Source organism: Virgisporangium aliadipatigenens, from assembly GCF_016863615.1.
Taxonomy (GTDB): Bacteria; Actinomycetota; Actinomycetes; order Mycobacteriales; family Micromonosporaceae; genus Virgisporangium; species Virgisporangium aliadipatigenens.
In genome coordinates this window covers 327,125-346,054 of sequence record NZ_BOPF01000003.1, presented here as the reverse complement: position 1 = coordinate 346,054, position 18,930 = coordinate 327,125, and the positions used below count along the sequence as shown (strand labels likewise).

The window sequence follows — 18,930 nt, the reverse complement described above, 5'->3', positions numbered from 1 at the left end:
ACACCGGGGCGGCTCCCAGGCGGGGGCCGCCCCTTTCCGACGGGAGAGCGGAAGCCGTGTGCCGTGCCGCGGATCAGCCGGCGTTCGCGACGATCCGCGAGGAGCCCCGGCGCCGTCCGCTCGACCGAAGCAGATCGGTGGTGATGCTCACGCGTTGCAACCATCTGTCGGTTCCGTCGAAGCGGGGTTCGTACGCGGTACGCCCGTGCAGCGTCCGACGGTTGTCCATGATCAACACCTCGCCGGCCTGGAGCCCGACGTAGCGGGCGGCGGCGGGGACCGCGTCCATCAGGGCACGCAACGCCTCGGCCGCCTCCGCGTCGCCGTCGACGGCCCAGACCTGATCGGTGTCCACGCGAATGGTCACGGCCCCGTTCGGATCGTGTTCGATGATGGGCGCGACGATCCCGTCCGCCGCACCGCCCGAGCCACCGCTCGCCACGTCGACGCCCAACACGAAGCGCGGCTGCGCGAGAACGGCGAGGTGCCGATCGGACAGGTTCAGGTGGTCGACACAGACGACTCCCGTTCGCGCCGAGGGGTCCGACCGCACACACAGCAGTGCGACGAAGTCCGCCCGAAATTCGTCGAACGCGTCCTCGTTGTGCCACTCGAGGAAGACGCGGCTGCCGGTGCCCTTCTGCGTGGTGGCATCGGCGCGCACCGGCACCATGTTCTGGATCAGTCGCCCGCGGTGCTGTCGCGCGAAGGCGAATACCTCGCCGAGCACCGAGGCCACCGCCAGAAGGCACGTCTCCGGAATCCACCCGCGTTCCTCCTCTACGGGTGTCAGCCAGTTGTCCGGTGTCGGGCCGAGCGACCCGTCGTCGAAGGCGAAGCCGCGCAACAGCAGCGTCCCGTCCGGCAGGCGGCGATCACGCAGTTCCTTCAGTGCCGTCCTGACCCGGTCGGGAAGCCGCTGACCGAGCGCCTCGGCCTGATGCCACAACTGTTCGAACTCCTCGTCGGAGCGATAGGGCGACTCCGTCCGACGCGGGATCCGAGCCGACCATTCCGCCGGCACGTCCACCACGGTCACCGGAGCGGGGAGGGTGTGCATCGTCAAGGCCTTCCGTAGATACGACAGGAACAGACCCGGCGGGCGGACGTCAGCTGTCCGCCGACCGAGCGTCGAGCGACACTCCGTCGGACTTCTCCACGGCGTCGACCGGCAGGCTCTTCGCCGGCCGGACGAGACACGTGACTCTCGCCGTGCAGATCCGCCGTTCCCGCTCGTCAGAAATCACCACGTCGTAGCTCGCGAGTGTCCGGCCGAGGTGGACCGCTGTCGCCACGCCGGTCACCTGACCGGCTTTCACCGCGCGGTGGTGCGTCGCGCTGATCTCGATTCCGATCGCCAGATGGCCGGGCGGAGCATGGAGCGCGGCCCCGACCGTCGCCATGGTCTCAGCGAACACACATGACGCTCCGCCGTGGAGCATCCCGAACGACCGCCCGTTACCCGCCACGGGCATGCGGGCGACAACCCGCTGCGACGTCACCTCGGAGAATTCGATCCGCATACGCTCCTGCAGGGTGCCCCGGAAGTCGGTACCGATCTTCGCGAACACCTCCTCGAGCACCGCGGTGTCCGTCGCACGCTCTACCGTTCGCACGACGTCCTCACGAACCTTCGCCGGCGACAGAACGTTCCATGTGTCGACGCACGCTCAACGGACGCATGTCGGTCCACGTGGTCTCGATGTACGCCAGGCACTCCGACCTGGGCCCGGACGGTCCGACGTCGAACCATCCCAGCGGGTTCTCCCGACCGTTCGGCCAGATGGAGTACTGCTCCTCCGCGTTGACAACCACCTTGTAGGTCGTGTCGTCCTCGTCGAGATCCTGCATCTCCTGCCTCCTGCCTCATGTCGTGCGGGACTGCTGTTCGTTCGGGGACTCGTCGCCGTGCAGAATCCGTTGCAACGACGGGCTGTTGCGCCGCAACTGGTCGAAGGTGCCCGTGGCCTCCACAGATCCGTTGTGCATGACGACGATGTGGCTCGCCCGCTCGAAGGCGATCCGCCGGTTCGACACCGCGAGACACGTCTGGTCGACGCGCTCGCCGAGCCGCTCCCACAGCAGCCGTTCGGTGTTGACGTCGAGGCTGCTCGACAGGTCGTCGAACACCAGCAGGTCCGCCTCGCGCGCGAACATCCGCGCCGTCGCGACACGCTGGGCCTGACCGCCGGAGAGCTTGGCTCCCTTCGGCCCGACCATGGTGTCCAGACCGTCGTCGAGCACCTCCACGTCGCGTTCCAGCACTGCCGATCGCACGGCACGCGACATCCGTGCCTGCTGGTCCGGCAGACCCAGCAGGATGTTCTGCCGCACCGTGGCGCTCATGAGCCGGGGCACCTGCGGGGTGTAGGCGCTGTGCGGAGGAACGAAGAACCCGGCGGGGTCGGGCACCTCGGCGCCGTTCCAACGGATAGTCCCGGCCTGCGGCTCCAGCAGCCCCAGCACGAGCCGCAACAGCGTCGTCTTGCCGCTGCCCACTCCCCCGGTGACGACGACGAAGGCACCGCGGGGGATCCGCAGGTCGACATCCCTGACGCCGCGGCCGGACGAGGCGTACCGGTACGAGAGTCCCTGGGCCTCGAGCAGTCGCAGCGGACGGTGCTCGACCCGGTCGCAGTGTTCCTCCGTCTCCGGTGGCGCCGGCCGCGTCGGTCGATGCGTCACGAGGTCGGCCAGTCCGTCACCGGCCGGGAGTCCGTCGGAGATTCTCTGCAGCGATTTTCCCGCCTGCTTCAGGCTCGCGAGGCTCTGGCTCACCAGCGACGTGAAGTCGGTGATCCAGCCGAGGTAGGCGATGAACAGCACCAGGTCGCCGAGCGTGAACGTGCCGTTCTTGAACTTCGCCGCCGACAGCAGCAGGACGATGCCGGTACCCAGATAGGCCGTGTTCGTCCACACGGAGCCGAGGAACACGTTGGTGAACAGCCGACTGCGCAGCGACCTGTGACGTCGGATCTCGTTCAGGCGGACGAACTGGTCCATCACCCGCTCGGTGGCGTTCGCGAGCTGCACCGCCTGCACGGAGTTGAACATCTCGCGCAGGAAGGCGGAGACGTCTCCGGCGGCCTGCCGGCTCTCCCCGTGATACTTCTTGATGCTGTTGCTGGTGACGTTGATGAGGAACCCGGCGGCGACCATCGGCACGAACACGATCAACGTGATGTTCGGGTCGATGCTGAACATGATCGCGAAGGCGAGTACGGCCTGCGCGCCGGCGCCGAACGTCACCAGGGTCAGCACCACGGCGTTCATGACGAGTGTGGTGTCGTTGCTGACCCGGCCGACGAGGTCTCCGGTCGCGATCTCCGACTTCTCCGCCCCGGGCTGGTTCAGCACCCGCTCGAGGTAGTTGCGGGTCAGCAGCGCCTGTCCCGCGCCGGCGAGTGTCCCGTCGGTACCGGTGCTCAGAAGCAACGCCGCCACCCGTGCGACCGCGACCCCGACGAACGCGGCCAGCAGCGCCCAAAACCCCGCGTGCAGCGCCTCGCCGTGCGTCAACCGGTCGAATACCTCGCGCACGATGAGCGCGGGAAGGAGCGGAATTCCGTTGCGCAGCAACTGGAACAGGATGTCGAGCGCGTACAGCCGCGGCGTGCGGCGGACGATCGACCAGACGGCCCGGTAGGTGCTCATGCCCTTGCCTCCGCGAGCATCGCGGCGAACCGCGAGTCGGTCGTGTTCAAGAGGGTCTCCCGTGCGCCCGTCTCCTGAACGGCGCCGTCCTGGAGGATCAGGATGTGATCCACCTTCGCCACTGTCGAGAGGCGGTGCGCGATGACGATCGCGGTCCGGCCGGCCAGCAACCGGTCGATCGCCTTCTCGATGAGTCGCTCCGTACCGGCGTCGATCCTGGACGAGGCCTCGTCCAGGATCAGCAGATCGGGGTCGTGCAGGAAGACGCGGACGAACGCCAGAAGCTGGGCCTCCCCGGCCGACATACTGCGACCGTCCCCGCTGATCACCGTGTCCAGCCCGTCCGCCAGGTTCGTGTACCACTCGTGGAGGCCCAGTCGGCGGAACGCATCGACGATCGCCTCGTCCGCGATCTCGTCGGAGAACAGCGTGAGATTGTCGCGGATACTCGCGTGGAACAGCTCGACGTCCTGGGTGATGACGCCGATCCGGCTCCGGAGCGGACCGAGGGCCAGCTCACGCACGTCGATCCCGCCGAGCCGGGCCGCACCGCCGCTCACGTCGTAGAACCTGCAGAGCAACCTGGCGATCGACGTCTTGCCGCTTCCGGTGCGCCCCAACAGGCCCAGCGATTCGCCGGCCGGCAACCGGAACGATACGTCGCGCAGCACGTCGCGTTCGCGGTTGTACCCGAAGCGGACCCGGTCGAAGACCACGTCGAAAGGCCCGTCCGCCACCCGCTCAGTACCCGTGTCCGGCACGGCGCCGACCCGGTAATAGAGCGCCGAAATTCTTTGCATACCGGCGAATGCGCTCTGCAGCTGATCGATCTGGAAGGTGAGGCTGGTCAGGCTCTGGGCCAACAGCGCGGTGTAGTAGAAAGCCAGGTAGATCCCGCCGATCGTCATTGTTCCACGCTGCAGAAGAACGGCGCCGAATCCGAGTACGGCGGCGCCGGCAATCGCCACGCTCACCTCCAGCGCACTGGAGAAGACACGTGAGGCGACCCGGCTGGAACGCGTGCGTCGCACGAGTTCGTCGAGATGCCGCGACAGCCTCCACATGACGTACGGTCGCGCCCCGTTGGCCCTGACGTCCTCGGTGCTCACCAGCTGTTCTTCCAGGAACCCCGAAAGGTCGCTCTTGGTCTGACGCAGCGCCCGCAAATGTGGAATCGATATTCCCTGCAATCGTCGCAGGACGACGGTCACCATGACCGCGAAGCACAGCAACAGTGCGCCGACGCGCCAGTCGACGACGAACGTCAGGACGATGATCCCGGCCGACAGCAGCACCCGACCGATGACGTTGAATACAAATGTCGAGAAGAATTCGGACAGCGTCGAGACGTCGCCGTCGATCCGCTCGACCAGGACGCCGGGCGGATACTCGTGCTGGAAGGACATGTCCAACTCGAGGCAGTGACGGGTGAGATCGATCCGCAGCCGGTTGGTCGCCGCCCAGCTGACGTCCTCGCCGACATAGCCCGCCACCGCGACGAACACCTGCCGCACGACCGTCAGCAGGACGAACACGACGGCCGAGAGCTGCAGCGTGGACAGCGCCGCTCCCGCGGTGGCGTCATCGACGAATCGGCCGAGCCATTGTGGGGCGATCAGCTCGAGGGAAATACTCCCGACCAGCAGCACAATGAGAACTGTTACTTTTCCCCATTGGCCTTTCAGGTAGATCATCAGCAATGAAGCGGATTGCCGCAGCATCTTCCTGCCCAGGATTCGTACGGATGGGTCGTGCGACTCGGTGGTGAATCGCGTCAGCGCGTCGATGCAGCATCGTACGGCATGTGCAGCATCGCGCACAGCGACGCACAAAGATGCCGTGCCGGTTGCGGCGACACCATGAAGCACGTTCAATCCGTCCGGCCAGGTCAGACACTCGATACGAAGAAGGTCAGTCGATGGGTATTGCGTCGTGGTGGGGCGAAGACCTCCTTGCCGGCTATGACGGCCGGCCTGCCTGGATCGGCCACAACACAACGGTCGAGCGGGGCGAGCTTCGTTCGCGGGTCGCGGCAGCCGTCAATACGTTTCACCGTCTCGGGATCCGGCCCGGCACCTCGGTGGCCCTTCGTGGCCGGACCGGCTATACATTTCTCGAGACACTGCTGGCGCTGTGGGCGGCCGGCGCGCAGGTCCTCATCCTGGACGGGCGCGCGAAGCGGGCAGAGGTCCGGCCGACGCTTCGGCTGTGCCTGCCCCAGTTCGTCGTCGAGTGCGGCGCACCACGCCGGGGCGAGGACGAGGCCGCCCTGACCGTTTCCGCGCGCGCCGACGGCGTACCCGCGCGGACCGACCATTGCCTGCTGCAGACCAGTTCCGGTTCGACCGGACGGCCGAAGGTGATCGGCCGGACGGTACCGGGCATGCTGGCGCAACTGGAACGGTTGCGCGCACTGCCGGAAGTCCCCCAGGCCGGCGAGCGGGTCCTGATCCTGCAGTCCATGACGCATTCCTACGGACTGTTCAGCGGCTTCCTGCACACGCTGCGCGCCGGCGCCACGGCCGTCGTCGCGCCGAGCAGTTCCCCGGACGGCGTCCTCGCCAGAGCGATCGATGTGCGGGCGAACGTTCTCATGGGCGTTCCGGTCCACTTCGGACTGCTCAGCGCGGTGGAGACACCGCCCGACCTGCCGTCGTTGCGCAACGTGTTCTCCTCCGGCGAATCCCTGTCGCGCGCCACGTTCGACGACTTCGCGCGCGTGTACCGGCACCGGATCGGCCAGATCTACGGCATGACGGAGATCGGGGCGGTCCTCACCGACCTGCGGGGAGCGTACGGCCCGCCCGCGGTGGGACTGCCGACGCGCGGCATCGACGTCCGTGCGGAGAACAGCGAACTGTTCATCCGCATGGCGCAGTCGCCCTACGTCTTTCACGACCGTCCGGACCGCTACGCGGACGGCTGGTTCCGCACCTTCGACCGCTGTGCGATCGATCCGGTCAGCGGCGTGGTGAACATCCTCGGCCGCACCGACTCACTCGCGTCGGTGGGCGGTCTGAAGGTGGACCTGACCGAGATCGAGCGCGTTCTCGCCGCGCACGCGGACGTCAGCGAGGTCGTCGTCGTGCAGGGCGAGGTCATCGAGGCACACGTCGGCGGCGCGCCGACACTGACCGCCCGGGCGCTGGTGGACTGGTGCCGCGAGCGGCTGAGCGACTACAAGGTGCCCAAGCGGTTCCACATCCTCCCGCGCCTGCCCCGATCGGTGAACGGGAAGCTGTTGCGCAACCGCGAACTGCTGCACGAGGCCTATCGGAGCGCCACGACGACCACGGTCCGCTCGGGCTGAACAGCGTGCCAGGGGCGTCACGGCGCCCCCGGTGCGGTGTCCGGGGCCTGCACCAGCGCGGCGAGAACCCGGTTCAGGTCCGCCACGAGTGCCTCCGCCCGGTGGCGGGGGACGACCGCGGTCCGATACCCCCATCTGCCGCGCAGCATCCCGCCGACGAAACGCATCGCCAACAGGTGGTCGAACTTCGCCGTCCGCGAGAACACCCGCATCGTCTCCAGCCGCGCACCGGGCCACCGGGTCGGGCCTTCGTCGTCGGTGTCGAGGGTCAACATGACCTGGAAGACCGGGTGGAAGGCGGACGACCGGTCCGGGCCGAGCGCCGCGACAAGGTGTTCGAACGGCAGGTCCTGGTTGCTCAGCGCGTCGAGGACCACCTCCCGGGCCGCACGCACCAGATCGCGCCCCGTCATCCGCGCGGTGTCCCGCATCCGCAACGCCAGCGTGTTCGCGAAGAACCCGATCAGCGATTCGGTCTCCGGGGGCCGGCGGTTGGCGATCGGTGTGCCGACGACGATGTCGTCCCGGTCGCTCTGTGCGGCGAGGGTCGCGACGAAGGCGGCGAGCAACACCATGAAAAGTGTCGCGCCCTCGCTCTGAGCGAGCGTGTGGAGCCCTCGCACGATATCGTCCGGCACCGCGAAGATGACGCCGTCGCCGGCGCTGTCCGCCGACTCCGGCATCTGCCCGCCCGTGAGCCGAAACCGGGCCGGCGCACCCTCGAGCGTGCGCACCCAGTGGTCGAGCTGCGCGGCGCACTCCTCGCTCCGCAACCACTCGCGCTGCCAGACCGCGTGGTCCACGCACTGGATCGGAAGCGGCGGCAGGCTGACGGTGCGGCCTTCGGCATGACCGGCGTACAGCGCGGCGAGTTCCCGCCACATCACGGATCCGGAGAAGCCGTCGAACACGATGTGGTGGAAGTTCAATGTCAGGACGAAGTTCCGCTCGCCGAGCCGTAGCGCGTTCGCGACGGCGAGCGGTCCCCGCGTGAGGTCGAATCCGCGAACGGCCTCCGCGTCCAGCAGCGCCCGGATCCGTGTGTCCTGCCCGGCCGCGTCGAGCGTTCGCACGTCCTCGATGCCGACGGACAACGCCATCTGCTCGCGCACCACCTGGTGCGGTTGTCCGTCCCGCAGCACGAAGACGGTGCGCAGGATCTCGTGGCGTTCGACGAGATCCCGCAACGCCTTCTCGAACGCGGTGACGTTCAGCTCACCCCGGTACCGGAATGCGTGGGGCATGTTGTAGAGGGCCGAGCCGGGCGCGAACTGCTCCAGGACCCACAGGCGTTCCTGCGCACACGACAGCGGGGCGCCGCCGGAGCGCTCGCGTGCGGCCGGGACGACGTCGACGGCCGAGCGACCGGGCACGGGCCGTTCGAGCAGGGCCGTCAGCGCCCGGGCGTAGGTCTCGATGGTCGGGTTCTCCATCAGCAGGCGCACCGGCACCCGGATTCCGGTGCGCGTCTCGATGCGGGTGGTGGCCTGCGTCGCCAGCAGCGAGTGTCCACCGAGGTCGAAGAAGTTCGCCTCGACGCTCACCTCGCCCGTGAGCAACCCGGTCCACACCTCGGCGACCAGCCGCTCGGCCTCGGTCCTCGGTGCGATCACCTCCCCGGTCCGCGGGGCGGCCGCCCGGTCGTCCGGCAGGGCCGCGTCGTTCACCTTGCCGGCCGCGGTCAGCGGGAGTTCGTCGATGAACACGACGCTCGTAGGAACCAGGTGCGCGGCGATCCGGTCGCCGAGCCAGCGCCGCAGGGTCGGGCCGTCGAGAGCGGGATCGGAGCTGACCACGTACGCGGCGAGGCGCCGGTCGCCGTCATTCCCGCCGCGCAGTACGACGGTGGCCGCCTCGATCCGCGGGTGCGCACGGACCGAGTCGGTCAGGGCGCCGAGGTCGACCCGGTGGCCGCGCACCTTCACCTGCCGGTCGGCCCGTCCGACGAATTCCAACCCGCCGTCGGGACGCCGGCGGCACAGGTCGCCGGTGCGGTAAAGCCTGCTGCCGGGCTCCTCCGAGAAGGGATCGGGGACGAACGCGGCCGCGGTGCGTGCGGGCATCGCGTGGTAGCCACGGGCCAGGCCCGGCCGGCTCACGTAGAGCTCGGCGACGACCCCTTCCGGCACCGGATGGAGGCCGGAGTCGAGCAGATACGCCCGCGCGTTGGGTACCGGGGTTCCGATCGGCACCGACACCGCGGTCTCCGTGCGCCATTCCGGACCCGCCGTGTAGGCGGTGACGGTGACGGTGGCTTCGGCCGGCCCGTAGGCGTTGACGAGTTCGACGGCCTCTCGCACCTGGAGCTTCCAGGCCGCCACCGCTGACCTGCGGACCGCCTCGCCACCGATGACGACCCGCCGCAGCGTCGAGTCGGTCATCTCCGCCACCGATCCCGCGGTGACCCAGCCTTCCCAGAATGCGGTCGGTAGGTCGACGACCGTCGTGCGTGTGCGCCGTATCAGACGCATGAAGTCCTGATATCCGCGTTCCAGCGGCGCGTCGGTGACGACGACGGTCGCGCCGGCGATCAGCGGACAGAGCATTTCTTCGAGAACGGCGTCGAAACCGAGCGAGTGACATTGCAGCACGCGATCCGTGGGGTGCAACGGCAGCCTGGTCGACATGCCGAGGACGTGCGCCGCGAGGCCCTCGTGGGTGAGCACGATGCCCTTGGGCCGTCCGGTCGACCCCGAGGTGTACGTGAGACAGGCAGCGTTGTGCGGATGCGGCGCGACGTCCGGGTGCAGGGCCGCCTCCGCGGATGGGTCCCGGTCGTCGAGAAACAGGCGCCGGCCGGGGTAGTTGGCGAACGCGTCGCGGGTCGACCCGTCCGTGACCAGCAGCGCCGTCCCGCCGTGCACGAGCTGGTACGTCCGTTCGGTCTCGGGCTGGCGCGGGTCCAGCAGGATCAGCGTGCCGCCGGCCCGAAGCACCGCGAGAACCGCCACGATCCGGTCCGTCGAAGGCCCGACACAGACCGCCACACGGTCCTCGACACCGATGCCGAGGCGTCCCAGGGTCGTCGCGAGCCGCACGCTCCGTTCGTCGAGTTCGGCATAGGTGAGAACGCCGTCGGCGGCCTCGACCGCGGGTGCGTCGGGACGGGCACGAACCTGGGCCGCCACCAGACGCTGCACGTTCTGCCCCTGCGCGTCGACCGTTTCACCGGCGGACGACGCCAGCACGGCTCGTGCGTCCAGCCCGTACAGGTCGATGTCACCGATCGGACGATCGGGCGCCGAGGCGACGTCATCGAGCGCGCGCACGAACCGCTCGGCCAGGCGCGCCACCGTCGTCTCGGTGAACAGGTCGGTGTCGTAGCTGATCGTTCCGGCAAGTCCACGCGGCCCGTCGGTCACGTCCAGGACGAGGTCGAAGTGGGCGATGGTCCCGCCTCTGACATACCGCTCGACGCGCAGTCCGGCCAGATCGAACGTCTCGTCGACGCCACGCAGGTCGAACATCACCTGGAAGATCTGCTGGTGCGCGGTCGACCGGTCCAGTCGGAGCGCCTCGACGACCTGTTCGAACGGAAGCTCCTGATGGGCGTAGGCCTCCAGGGTCCGCTCGCGGACCTGATCGACGACCGCCCGGAACGACGGGCCTCCCGACAGGTCGGTACGCAGCACGACGGTGTTGACGAAGAATCCGATCAGCTTCTCGAGCTCGGCGGTCGGACGGTGCCCCTGCAGCGCACCGACGACGATGTCGGTCTGTCGCGTCCATCGGGACAGCACCGTCTTGAAGGCGGCCAGCAGCACCATGTACAGCGTCGCTCCGCACGCGCCCGCCAGCGCGTTCAGCCGCCGGTGACACGACGGCGTGATCTCGAACGACACCCGCCCGCCGCGGCGTGTCGAGCGCATCGGCCGGGGCCGGTCGAACACCCCGCTGAGCAGCTCCGGTGGGTCGGCGAGCCGCCGGGTCCAGTAGGCGAGGTTCCGGCGCCGCACGTCCTCGCGCAGCGCGCCGCGCTGCCACACGGCGAAGTCGGCGTACTGGACCGGCAGCGGCGGAAGGTCGACCTCCCGACCCGCGACCGCGGCCGCGTACCCGGCGGCGAGGTCCTCCATCAGAATTCCGTCGGACCAGCCGTCGGTGACGGCGTGGTGGAACGTCAGCAGCAGCACATGGTCGTTCTTGTCCAGTCGGACCAGTGTGGTACGCAGGAGCGGACCGGTCGCCAGATCGGTGACGGTCCTCTCGTCGGTGGTGGACAGGGTCTCCAGCCGGGCGGCCCGTTCGGCCGGCTCCGACCCGCTCAGGTCCACGACCGGCAGGTCCCACCGGCGCGGCGGCCCGATCACCTGCCGCGGCAGCCCGTCGATCTCGACCAGCCGGGTGCGCAACACCTCATGGCGGCGCACCACACCCGCGAAGGCCGCGGCGAGGGCGGCGACATCGAGTTCACCGTGCAGCCGGAAACCCACCGGAACGTTGTACGTCGGGTCCTCGGGATCGAGACGCTGCAGAAGCCACAGGCGCTGTTGCCCGAACGAGACGTCGAAATGCTCGACACCGTCGCGAGCCAACGGCACCACCGGCACCGGCACGTTCCCGCCGTCGGCCCCGGCGCGCAGTTCGTCGATACGACCGGCCAGTCCCTCCACCGTGGGGTATTCGAAGATGTACCGGACCGGCAGCTCGACGCGCAGCGCGTCGCGCACCCGCGACACCACCTGCGTGGCGAGCAGGGAGTGCCCGCCGAGCGTGAAGAAGTTGGCGTCGGCGCTCACGTCGGCGAGCTTCAGCACCTCCGACCAGATCGCCGCGACGATGCCCTCGACCGGATCGCGCGGCCGTTGCACGGGCCCCTCCGCGACGATTCCCGCCGGATCGGGAAGGCTGCCACGGTCGAGTTTTCCGTTGCTGTTCAACGGGATCGCATCGATCGCCAGCAGGTGGTTCGGCACCATGTGGGCCGGAAGCCGACCGGCGAGGTGCTCGCGTAGGGCCGCCGCCAGGACACGCGAGCCGTCCGGCTCCCCGGTTCCCTCCCCTGGGGTGGCGGCGGTCGTGAAGTATCCGACGAGTCGCCGGTCACCGGTCTCCGTCTCCTGCACGACGACCGCGGCGTGGTCGACCTCGGGATGACTGCGCAACGCGGCCTCGATCTCACCGAGTTCGATCCGGAACCCTCGGATCTTGACCTGATGGTCCGTCCGGCCGACGATCTCGATCACCCCGTCGGCGCGGAACTTCGTCAGGTCGCCCGTGCGGTAGAGCCGGGCACCCGGACGGCCGCTGAACGGGTCCGGGACGAATCGCGACGCCGTCAGTCCCGGACGCGCGAAATAGCCCCGCCCGACCCCGACGCCACCGATGTACAGCTCGCCCGGGACACCGACCGGCAGCGGCCGCATGTGCGGATCCAGGATATAGAGCTCGGTGTTGGCGATCGGACGACCGATCGGGACCAGGCCCCCGCGCGCCTGCGCCGGATCCGCTCCGCAGTACTGCGCGTTGTCGATGGCCGCCTCGGTGAGACCGTACGTGTCGATCAGCCGGGTGGACGGCTTCGCCAGCCGCCGCGCCCGCAGGTAGTCCTCGATGTACCAACCGTCTCCGCCGACCGCCAGGATGTCCATGAAATCCAGGGATCCGTCGACCTCCTCGACGTGGTCGAGCAGGGCCTTCAGAAGCGCAGGGATGAACTCCGCGCTGTTGACGCCCTCCCGCCGCATGAGGGCGTAGAGATGCGGCGGGGACAGCAGCTCGTCGCGGTGCCCGATGACCAATGTCGCGCCGGTGAACAGGGCGCGCATGACGTCGGCGATGAACAGGTCGAACGCGAGGCTGGCCATCTGCAGGTGGGCGCGGACGGTCGTGCTGAACGCGAAGCCGCGTTCGAAGTGCTGGAAGTAGTTGGCGAAGTTCTCGTGCGAGAGCATCGCGCACTTCGGAAGTCCCGTCGAGCCGGACGTGTAGATCATGCAGACGAGGTTCGCCGGCGTCAGCTCCGTCGGTGGCGGGGTCGCGGGTTGCTGCCGAAGCTCGGACTCGACGGTGTCCACGAACAGTTTCACGATCCCGTCCGAGGCGATGTCGGCACCGATAAGCGAGTCGGTCAGGAGCACGTCCACCCGCGCGTCGCGGAGCATGTACCCGAGACGTTCGGGTGGATACGTGGTGTCGAGTCCGATGAAACAACCGCCGGCCTTGAGGACCGCGAGAAGCGCGGTGACCGCCTCCGGCGAGCGTTCCAGACAGATCCCCACCCGGGTCTCCGTGGTGACCCCGCGGCCGCGCAGCACATGCGCCAGCCGGTTCGCCCGCTCCTCGAGCTCCCGGTAGGTCGGCCGCTGCGCTCCGTGCACCACCGCGACCGCGTCCGGCGAACGCAGGGCCTGCGCGTGGAACAGTTCGTGCAACAGGTGCGGCTCCGGCACCTCCGCGCCCGTGCGGTTCCACTCGACGAGAATCTGCTGCTGTTCGGGTGCGGTGAGGATCTCGGCGCCGGAGACGGGGCGATCCGGCTCGCTCAGCAGTTCCGTCAGAAGCTGCCGCCAGTGAGCCACCATCCGCTCAGCCGTCGCCCGGTCGAACAGGTCGGCGTTGTATTCGAGTTCACCGTGCAGGACGCCGGCGCTGGACCGGACGTCGAGGCACAGGTCGAACATCGACGTCGTTCGCTCGACCTGCATCAGCTCGGTCGCCAGTCCGGTGAACTCCGGGTCGTCGAGGAAGTCGTCATCGTTCAGCGCGGTGAACATCACCTGGAAGATGGGGCTGAAGCTGGGATCACGCTCCGGTGCGACCGCCTTCACGACCGCCTCGAACGGCACCTCGTGGTTCGCAACGGCTTCCAGCACCATCTGCCGCACCCGGTGCAGCAGCGCACGGAAGTCCGGGTCCCCGGAAAGGTCGGCGCGCAGCGGCACGGCGTTCGCGAAGAACCCGATCAGGTCCTCGAGGCGCTCGTCCGGCCGGTTGTAGGCCACCGACCCGACGACCAGGTCCCGCTGCCTGCTGTAGCGCGAGAGCAGGACGAGGAAGGACGTCAACAGCGTCACATAGGTCGTCACGGCGGCGCTGACGCTGAGTCGCCTGATCGCGTCGGTCATCCGCGCGCCGAGGTCGAATCTGACGACTCCGCCGCGCCCGGTACGCGTCGCCGGACGCGGACGGTCAGCCGGCAATGCCAGCACCGGCGGGGCATCCGCCAGCTTCTCCCGCCAGTAGGCGAGCTGCCCGTCCCAACGCCGGTCCTGCTGACCGCGCGCATAGTCCTGGTACTGCATCGGCAGCCTCGGCACCACCGCCGACTGACGCCGGAGGTTCGCCTCGTAGTGCGCCTTCAGTTCGCGCAGCAGGTTACTTCGCGATGCCGCGTCGTAGATGATGTGGTGCACCGCGATTATCACGACGTGGTCGTGTTCGCTCAGGCGCGCCACGGTGAAGCGGTAGAGCGGGCCCGACGCGAGATCGAACGGACGCGCGGCGGTGCGGTCGACGAGCCGGGCGGCCGCCGCCTCGGGCTCGGGTTCACCACTCAGGTCGACCACGGTGGCGACCCGTTCCGGCACCGCACCGAGGTGCTGCACCGGCACCCCGCCCACCTCCGGGAAGGTGGCCCGGAAGACGTCGTGACGCTCGACGATGGTGCGGAAGCTCGCGGTCATCGCCGCGACGTCCAGTTGCCCGCGCAGTCGCAGCGCCGTCAGCGTGTTGTAGGTCGACGACTCCGGCTCGAGGCGGTCCAGGAACCACAGCTGCTGCTGTCCCGAGGACAGGGGAAGCCGGTCCGTCCCGTCGGCAGGACCGGCGACGGGCTCGTCCGTGCCGAATCCCTCGGCGGCAAGCAGTCGGTCGATGAGCGCATCGCGCAGCATCTCCGTGTCAACGTCGCTCGTCATGTTCCTACCCGGCCTCCGGTAGCGGTCAGCATCTGGCGCAGCTGTTCGGCGGACAATCCACGGACCTTCAGGTGAACGGCCGCGATCCGAGCGGTGCGGCCCGGTTCGACCTCATCGGCGACAATGCGCTTCGCCAGTTCGGCCACCGTCGGGCCGGACAGCAGGTCGTCGTAGGGCAGCTCCGTCCGAAACGCCCGTCGGACCCGGTTCACGATCCGGATCGCCGCGAGGGAATGTCCGCCCAGTTCCAGGAAGCTGTCGAACACCCCGATCGGGTTGACCCCGAGCTCCCGCTCCCACATGTCGATCAGGACCTCTTCGATGACGTCTCGTGGCGCGACGGGACGGTCGTCGGCGGGGCCGGCCGGTGCCGGTTCCTCCCCGTCGCCCACCCACGCGAACGTGTCGACGGGCAGCGTCTCGCGCAGCACGAAGCGCAGGGGTGTCCCGTCCAGGTCCTGCCGTCGCGCGATCCACTCGGTCCATTCGGCCGGATCGGCGCCGGCCTCGACGGGCACCACGTAGGCGACGAGCGCCAGCGTCCCGTCGGTGTGGTCGATGCTCGCCTCGATGTGCGCCGAACGCACCTGCGGATGCGCGACGAGCGCGCGCCGTACGGCGTCGAGATTCATGGACGAAGACTCCGTTCGTGGGCGAACGACAGCAGGTCCCGCAGGTTGCGTGGGATCGCCACCCGCCACTCCAGGCGGCGTTCGACGGGTACCTCGCGCAGGCAGTCGAACCAGGTGGCCGCCCGCACGACCCGGGTCACCGGCTCGGCGAGGCGGTACGCCTGACGCAGTTCCTCGAGCGTGAGCGATCCGGTCCAGCAGGCCAGGTACGCGTCGCGTAGGTGGCCGACGGGCCCGTCGTCGTCGGGAAACGCCTCGTCGACGTCGAGCAGGAACATCCGCATGGAACACAGCGGGGTCGTGAGCGCGCTTTCGGCCCAGTCGAAGAACACCGGACCCGCGCCGGAGAACGCGATGTTGCGACAGCACAGGTCGGTGTTCACGAGAGTCTCCGGAATGTCCAGGGCCGCCACACGTCGGCACAGCCCACGGAACCATGGGACGCACCGGCGCAGCGCGTCGAGCTCGCCCGGCGTCAGGCTCTCCGGGGCTTCTCCGGTGAACATCGACGTGTGGTCCAGCAACGACTCCAGGACGTCGGGCAGCACAGCCAACCGAAGGTCCGGCACTCCCGCGTCGCGCAGCGCCTCCGCGCGAGCGGCGAGTTCCCACTGGATCCCCGCATAGCGCACCAGCGCCTGTGCCAACACGTCGAGCGAACGGGGCTCCGGTCGCAGGACGTCGAAACCGTCGATCTCCTCGGTGAGGAACCAGTGCCGCGTCGGTTCGACCGCGATGACGGTGGGCATGTCGTCCGGATACCACTCGGCGAGCATCGCGGTCAGCGACGGCTCGTGCGCGAACGGACGCGGCGCCGCCTTGAAGTAGACGCTGCCGGCCGAGGTGGGGAATTCGAGCACGTAGGACCAGAGCGTGCAGGTGCGCTGGCGGGGTCGTCCGGTGATACGGATCCCGCGCGCCGCAAGGCGTCCGACGGTCCAGTTCACCACCTCGTCGAACCAGCCGCGGCGTTCCCACGGCACCGGGGCGGACGGTCGGCCGTTCGCGAGCCACGACACGACGGCCTCGCCCTGCTGCGCGTCGACACCACGGGCGAGAAGGTCCTCGGCCGTCATCCACCGACCTGGGCCGTCGAGGCGGATCCGGGCACGGGGTTCGCAGAGGTACAACCGCCACGCCGAGATTGCCGTGTCACCGGATACGCCGAGACATGCGGTGACCGTCACGTCGACCCCGAACCGCTCCCGGACGTGTTCACCGAGTGCGGCGATCGTGCCGTCCGGCACCGTCGGTAGAACCCAATCCGTCCCGTCGAAACCGACCAACACCCGGTCCTCATCGGGCATCGTTACGACGGCGATCTTCCGGCTCGATGAAGGATCCATGCGCTACCTTCCAGAAACGGACGCCCGCTCTATCCAACGGTCCGATCACATTTACGCCAGGCGATCGGCGGAACGCTCACACGTATCCCCCGACCTGTCAACGAATCGGGAAAGCCGTTCAACCGCGCGATCCGCGCAGTTGCACGGTGCACCCGAGCGTCGATGATGACTGTCGCTGTCGCGGACCGTTCGCGATCGCCGACCTGGATCCGGAACCCACACTGCTGAAGGACGTCGATGGCTGAACAATCACAGCGAACCGACACCGCCTCTCCGGAGGATCTGGCGCAACAGGTGATCCGCGAAATCGTCGACGGCGTACTCGGGCTCGGCGACGTGCATCCGACGACCAATCTCTTCCAATGCGGCGCCCGGTCCCTGCACATCGCGGTTGTCCGGGCGAACATTCTCGACCGCTACGGTGTCGACATACCGCTGGCGGACATGTATTCCGAACCGTCGGTCGAACGGCTGGCCGGACTTCTCCTGGAGGCCCTGGCCTCCGCGTCGGAGGAATCCGGAACCCTCGCCGCACCGACCGCGCACCGTGGGATGTCCGATGACGACTGATCCGCCGATGACGCTGTGGGGAGGAGACGCCGATCCGCCCTGTCTCCTGGAGAGCCTGAACCGCGTGGCGGCGCGGTACCCGGATCGCATAGCCTTGGTGGACGGCGACCTCGCACTGACCTACACCGAACTCTATGCCTGGGTGGACCGGGTCCGGCAGGTTCTGGCCTACCACGGCGTCGGACGCGACGACCGGGTCGCCGTCGCCGCGCCACGGGGCGCATCCGCCGTCGCGGCGATCGTGGCCGTGACGATGCACGGTGCGACCTACGTCCCGCTGGATGCTGAATACCCGCGGCGACGGCTGGAGTACATGCTGAACGACTGCCGGCCCGCGCTGGTGCTGTACGACGGCGAACGCCCGTCGTTCACGGCCGGCGCACCGATCGCACCCGTTCCGCCGCCGGGCCCGCCGTGGAACGTGCTACCGGCGAGCCGGACCGCCACCCACGACGACGACCTGCCGGTGTACGTCATCTACACGTCCGGCTCCACCGGATGGCCGAAGGGCGTCGCACTGGCACACCGGTGTCTCGACAACGTCGTCGAATGGCAGGCTCGCTTCTCGCCCCGACCCGATCTGCGGACGGTCCACTTCGCACCGCTGAACTTCGACGTGTCGTTCCAGGAGATCTTCGGCACGTTGGGTGGTGGCGGCACGCTCGTGGTGATGCCCGAGCGCCTGCGCCGCGAACCGGTCGCGTTCCTCACCTGGTTGGGCGAGCAGTCCGCGGAACGCCTTTTCCTGCCGTACGTCGCCCTGCAGATGCTCGCGCTCGCGGCGGCGACCGTCGACGGCCCACTCCCCCTCGCGCTGGTGGAGATCAACGTCGCCGGCGAACAGCTGGTCTGCACCAGGGAGATCCGGTCGCTGCTGAAGCGACTGCCCGGCTGCCGGCTGGTCAACCACTACGGACAGAGCGAGAGCGCGATGGTCACCGCCCACGTGCTGGGGCCGGATCCGGACGCGTGGCCGGCGCTGGCGCCGATCGGCCGGCCGCTGCCCGGCTGCGAACTGCTCCTCGACCGTGATCCCGACTCCCCGGACACCGGTGAGCTTCTGGTGGCGGGCCTTCCGGTCTCGTTGGGCTATGTCGACCGGCCCGCGTTGAACGCCGAACGGTACATCTCCGTACCGCCCACCCCGCACGGCCACACGGTGGCATTCCGCACCGGCGACCTGGTGCGGCTGACCGACGGCACGGTGACGATGTTGACCCGCGTGGACGACGACATCAAGCTTCGCGGCATCCGCGTGAACCTGGCGGAGATCGACGCGCAGCTGACGGCCTGCGCCGGAGTCGGCACGGGCGTCTGTGTCGTCATGACCGCGGGACGGACCCGGGTGCTGCGCGCCGCCGTGGTGCCGCGCGCCGGCGTGGTGATCGATCCGGCCGCCGTCCTGCAACGGCTGAGGGCACTGCTACCGGAGGTCGCCGTTCCGCGGTCCGTCTCGATCCTCCCGGAACTCCCGCGCTCACCGAGCGGAAAGATCTCCCGCGAACAGGTATCCGCGTCGATCGCGGCCGCTTTCGAGTCCGGCGACGGCCGGTGAGCCC

11 protein-coding genes are annotated in these 18,930 nt (G+C 68.8%); 3 read left to right on the top strand and 8 right to left on the bottom strand.

Annotation, left to right across the window (positions count from 1 at the left end):
• Positions 1-73: 73 nt before the first annotated feature.
• Genes Val02_RS05710 through Val02_RS05690 form a run of 5 tightly spaced genes read right to left on the bottom strand, consistent with a single transcriptional unit; the run spans position 74 to position 5,375 of the window.
• Entirely contained in the window at positions 74-1,060 is a 987-nt protein-coding gene (locus Val02_RS05710; RefSeq protein ID WP_203897819.1) for a TauD/TfdA family dioxygenase, read from the bottom strand.
• Positions 1,061-1,109: 49 nt separating this feature from the next.
• Positions 1,110-1,583: a PaaI family thioesterase gene (locus Val02_RS05705; protein ID WP_239152438.1), complete on the bottom strand. Its 474-nt coding sequence runs from the start codon at positions 1,581-1,583 to the stop codon at positions 1,110-1,112.
• Positions 1,584-1,623: 40 nt separating this feature from the next.
• Positions 1,624-1,851: an MbtH family protein gene (locus tag Val02_RS05700; protein ID WP_203897818.1), complete on the bottom strand. Its 228-nt coding sequence runs from the start codon at positions 1,849-1,851 to the stop codon at positions 1,624-1,626.
• A gap of 15 nt (positions 1,852-1,866) precedes the next feature.
• On the bottom strand, positions 1,867-3,654 hold the full coding sequence (locus Val02_RS05695; protein WP_203897817.1) for an ATP-binding cassette domain-containing protein: 1,788 nt from the start codon (positions 3,652-3,654) through the stop codon (positions 1,867-1,869).
• Positions 3,651-5,375, bottom strand: coding sequence for an ABC transporter ATP-binding protein (locus Val02_RS05690; RefSeq protein WP_203897816.1), 1,725 nt, complete (start codon positions 5,373-5,375; stop codon positions 3,651-3,653). Before Val02_RS05690 ends, Val02_RS05695 begins: the two co-directional genes overlap by 4 nt.
• 83 nt (positions 5,376-5,458) lie before the next feature.
• Between Val02_RS05690 and Val02_RS05685 the strand changes: the two genes are divergently transcribed.
• The gene (locus Val02_RS05685; RefSeq protein WP_203897815.1) at positions 5,459-6,964 is read left to right on the top strand and encodes a class I adenylate-forming enzyme family protein; all 1,506 of its coding nucleotides are present in this window, start codon (positions 5,459-5,461) and stop codon (positions 6,962-6,964) included.
• Positions 6,965-6,981: 17 nt separating this feature from the next.
• Here Val02_RS05685 and Val02_RS05680 read toward each other — a convergent pair whose 3' ends face one another.
• From Val02_RS05680 to Val02_RS05670, 3 genes are read right to left on the bottom strand one after another with little or no spacing between them, the layout of a single operon-like run.
• Positions 6,982-14,823, bottom strand: a complete 7,842-nt coding sequence (locus tag Val02_RS05680) for a non-ribosomal peptide synthetase (RefSeq protein WP_203897814.1) — start codon at positions 14,821-14,823, stop codon at positions 6,982-6,984.
• Positions 14,820-15,455, bottom strand: a complete 636-nt coding sequence (locus tag Val02_RS05675; protein ID WP_203897813.1) for a phosphopantetheine-binding protein — start codon at positions 15,453-15,455, stop codon at positions 14,820-14,822. Before Val02_RS05675 ends, Val02_RS05680 begins: the two co-directional genes overlap by 4 nt.
• The gene (locus Val02_RS05670; RefSeq protein WP_203897812.1) at positions 15,452-16,762 is read right to left on the bottom strand and encodes a hypothetical protein; all 1,311 of its coding nucleotides are present in this window, start codon (positions 16,760-16,762) and stop codon (positions 15,452-15,454) included. The genes Val02_RS05675 and Val02_RS05670 overlap by 4 nt, the downstream gene beginning before the upstream one ends.
• Positions 16,763-17,038: 276 nt before the next feature.
• Between Val02_RS05670 and Val02_RS05665 the strand changes: the two genes are divergently transcribed.
• A complete protein-coding gene (locus Val02_RS05665; RefSeq protein ID WP_203897811.1) occupies positions 17,039-17,371 on the top strand; it encodes an acyl carrier protein in 333 nt (110 codons plus the stop codon).
• Positions 17,361-18,926: an AMP-binding protein gene (locus tag Val02_RS05660; protein WP_203897810.1), complete on the top strand. Its 1,566-nt coding sequence runs from the start codon at positions 17,361-17,363 to the stop codon at positions 18,924-18,926. Before Val02_RS05665 ends, Val02_RS05660 begins: the two co-directional genes overlap by 11 nt.
• Positions 18,927-18,930: the final 4 nt, after the last annotated feature.

What these genes read in the sequence shown, in the direction of transcription:
- Val02_RS05710 (WP_203897819.1), bottom strand. Translation starts at nt 1,060, where the DNA reads ATGCACACCCTCCCCGCTCCGGTGACCGTGGTGGACGTGCCGGCGGAA.
- Val02_RS05700 (WP_203897818.1), bottom strand. Translation starts at nt 1,851, where the DNA reads ATGCAGGATCTCGACGAGGACGACACGACCTACAAGGTGGTTGTCAAC.
- Val02_RS05695 (WP_203897817.1), bottom strand. Translation starts at nt 3,654, where the DNA reads ATGAGCACCTACCGGGCCGTCTGGTCGATCGTCCGCCGCACGCCGCGG.
- Val02_RS05690 (WP_203897816.1), bottom strand. Translation starts at nt 5,375, where the DNA reads ATGCTGCGGCAATCCGCTTCATTGCTGATGATCTACCTGAAAGGCCAA.
- Val02_RS05680 (WP_203897814.1), bottom strand. Translation starts at nt 14,823, where the DNA reads ATGACGAGCGACGTTGACACGGAGATGCTGCGCGATGCGCTCATCGAC.
- Val02_RS05675 (WP_203897813.1), bottom strand. Translation starts at nt 15,455, where the DNA reads ATGAATCTCGACGCCGTACGGCGCGCGCTCGTCGCGCATCCGCAGGTG.
- Val02_RS05670 (WP_203897812.1), bottom strand. Translation starts at nt 16,762, where the DNA reads ATGCCCGATGAGGACCGGGTGTTGGTCGGTTTCGACGGGACGGATTGG.
- Val02_RS05665 (WP_203897811.1), top strand. Translation starts at nt 17,039, where the DNA reads ATGGCTGAACAATCACAGCGAACCGACACCGCCTCTCCGGAGGATCTG.
- Val02_RS05660 (WP_203897810.1), top strand. Translation starts at nt 17,361, where the DNA reads ATGACGACTGATCCGCCGATGACGCTGTGGGGAGGAGACGCCGATCCG.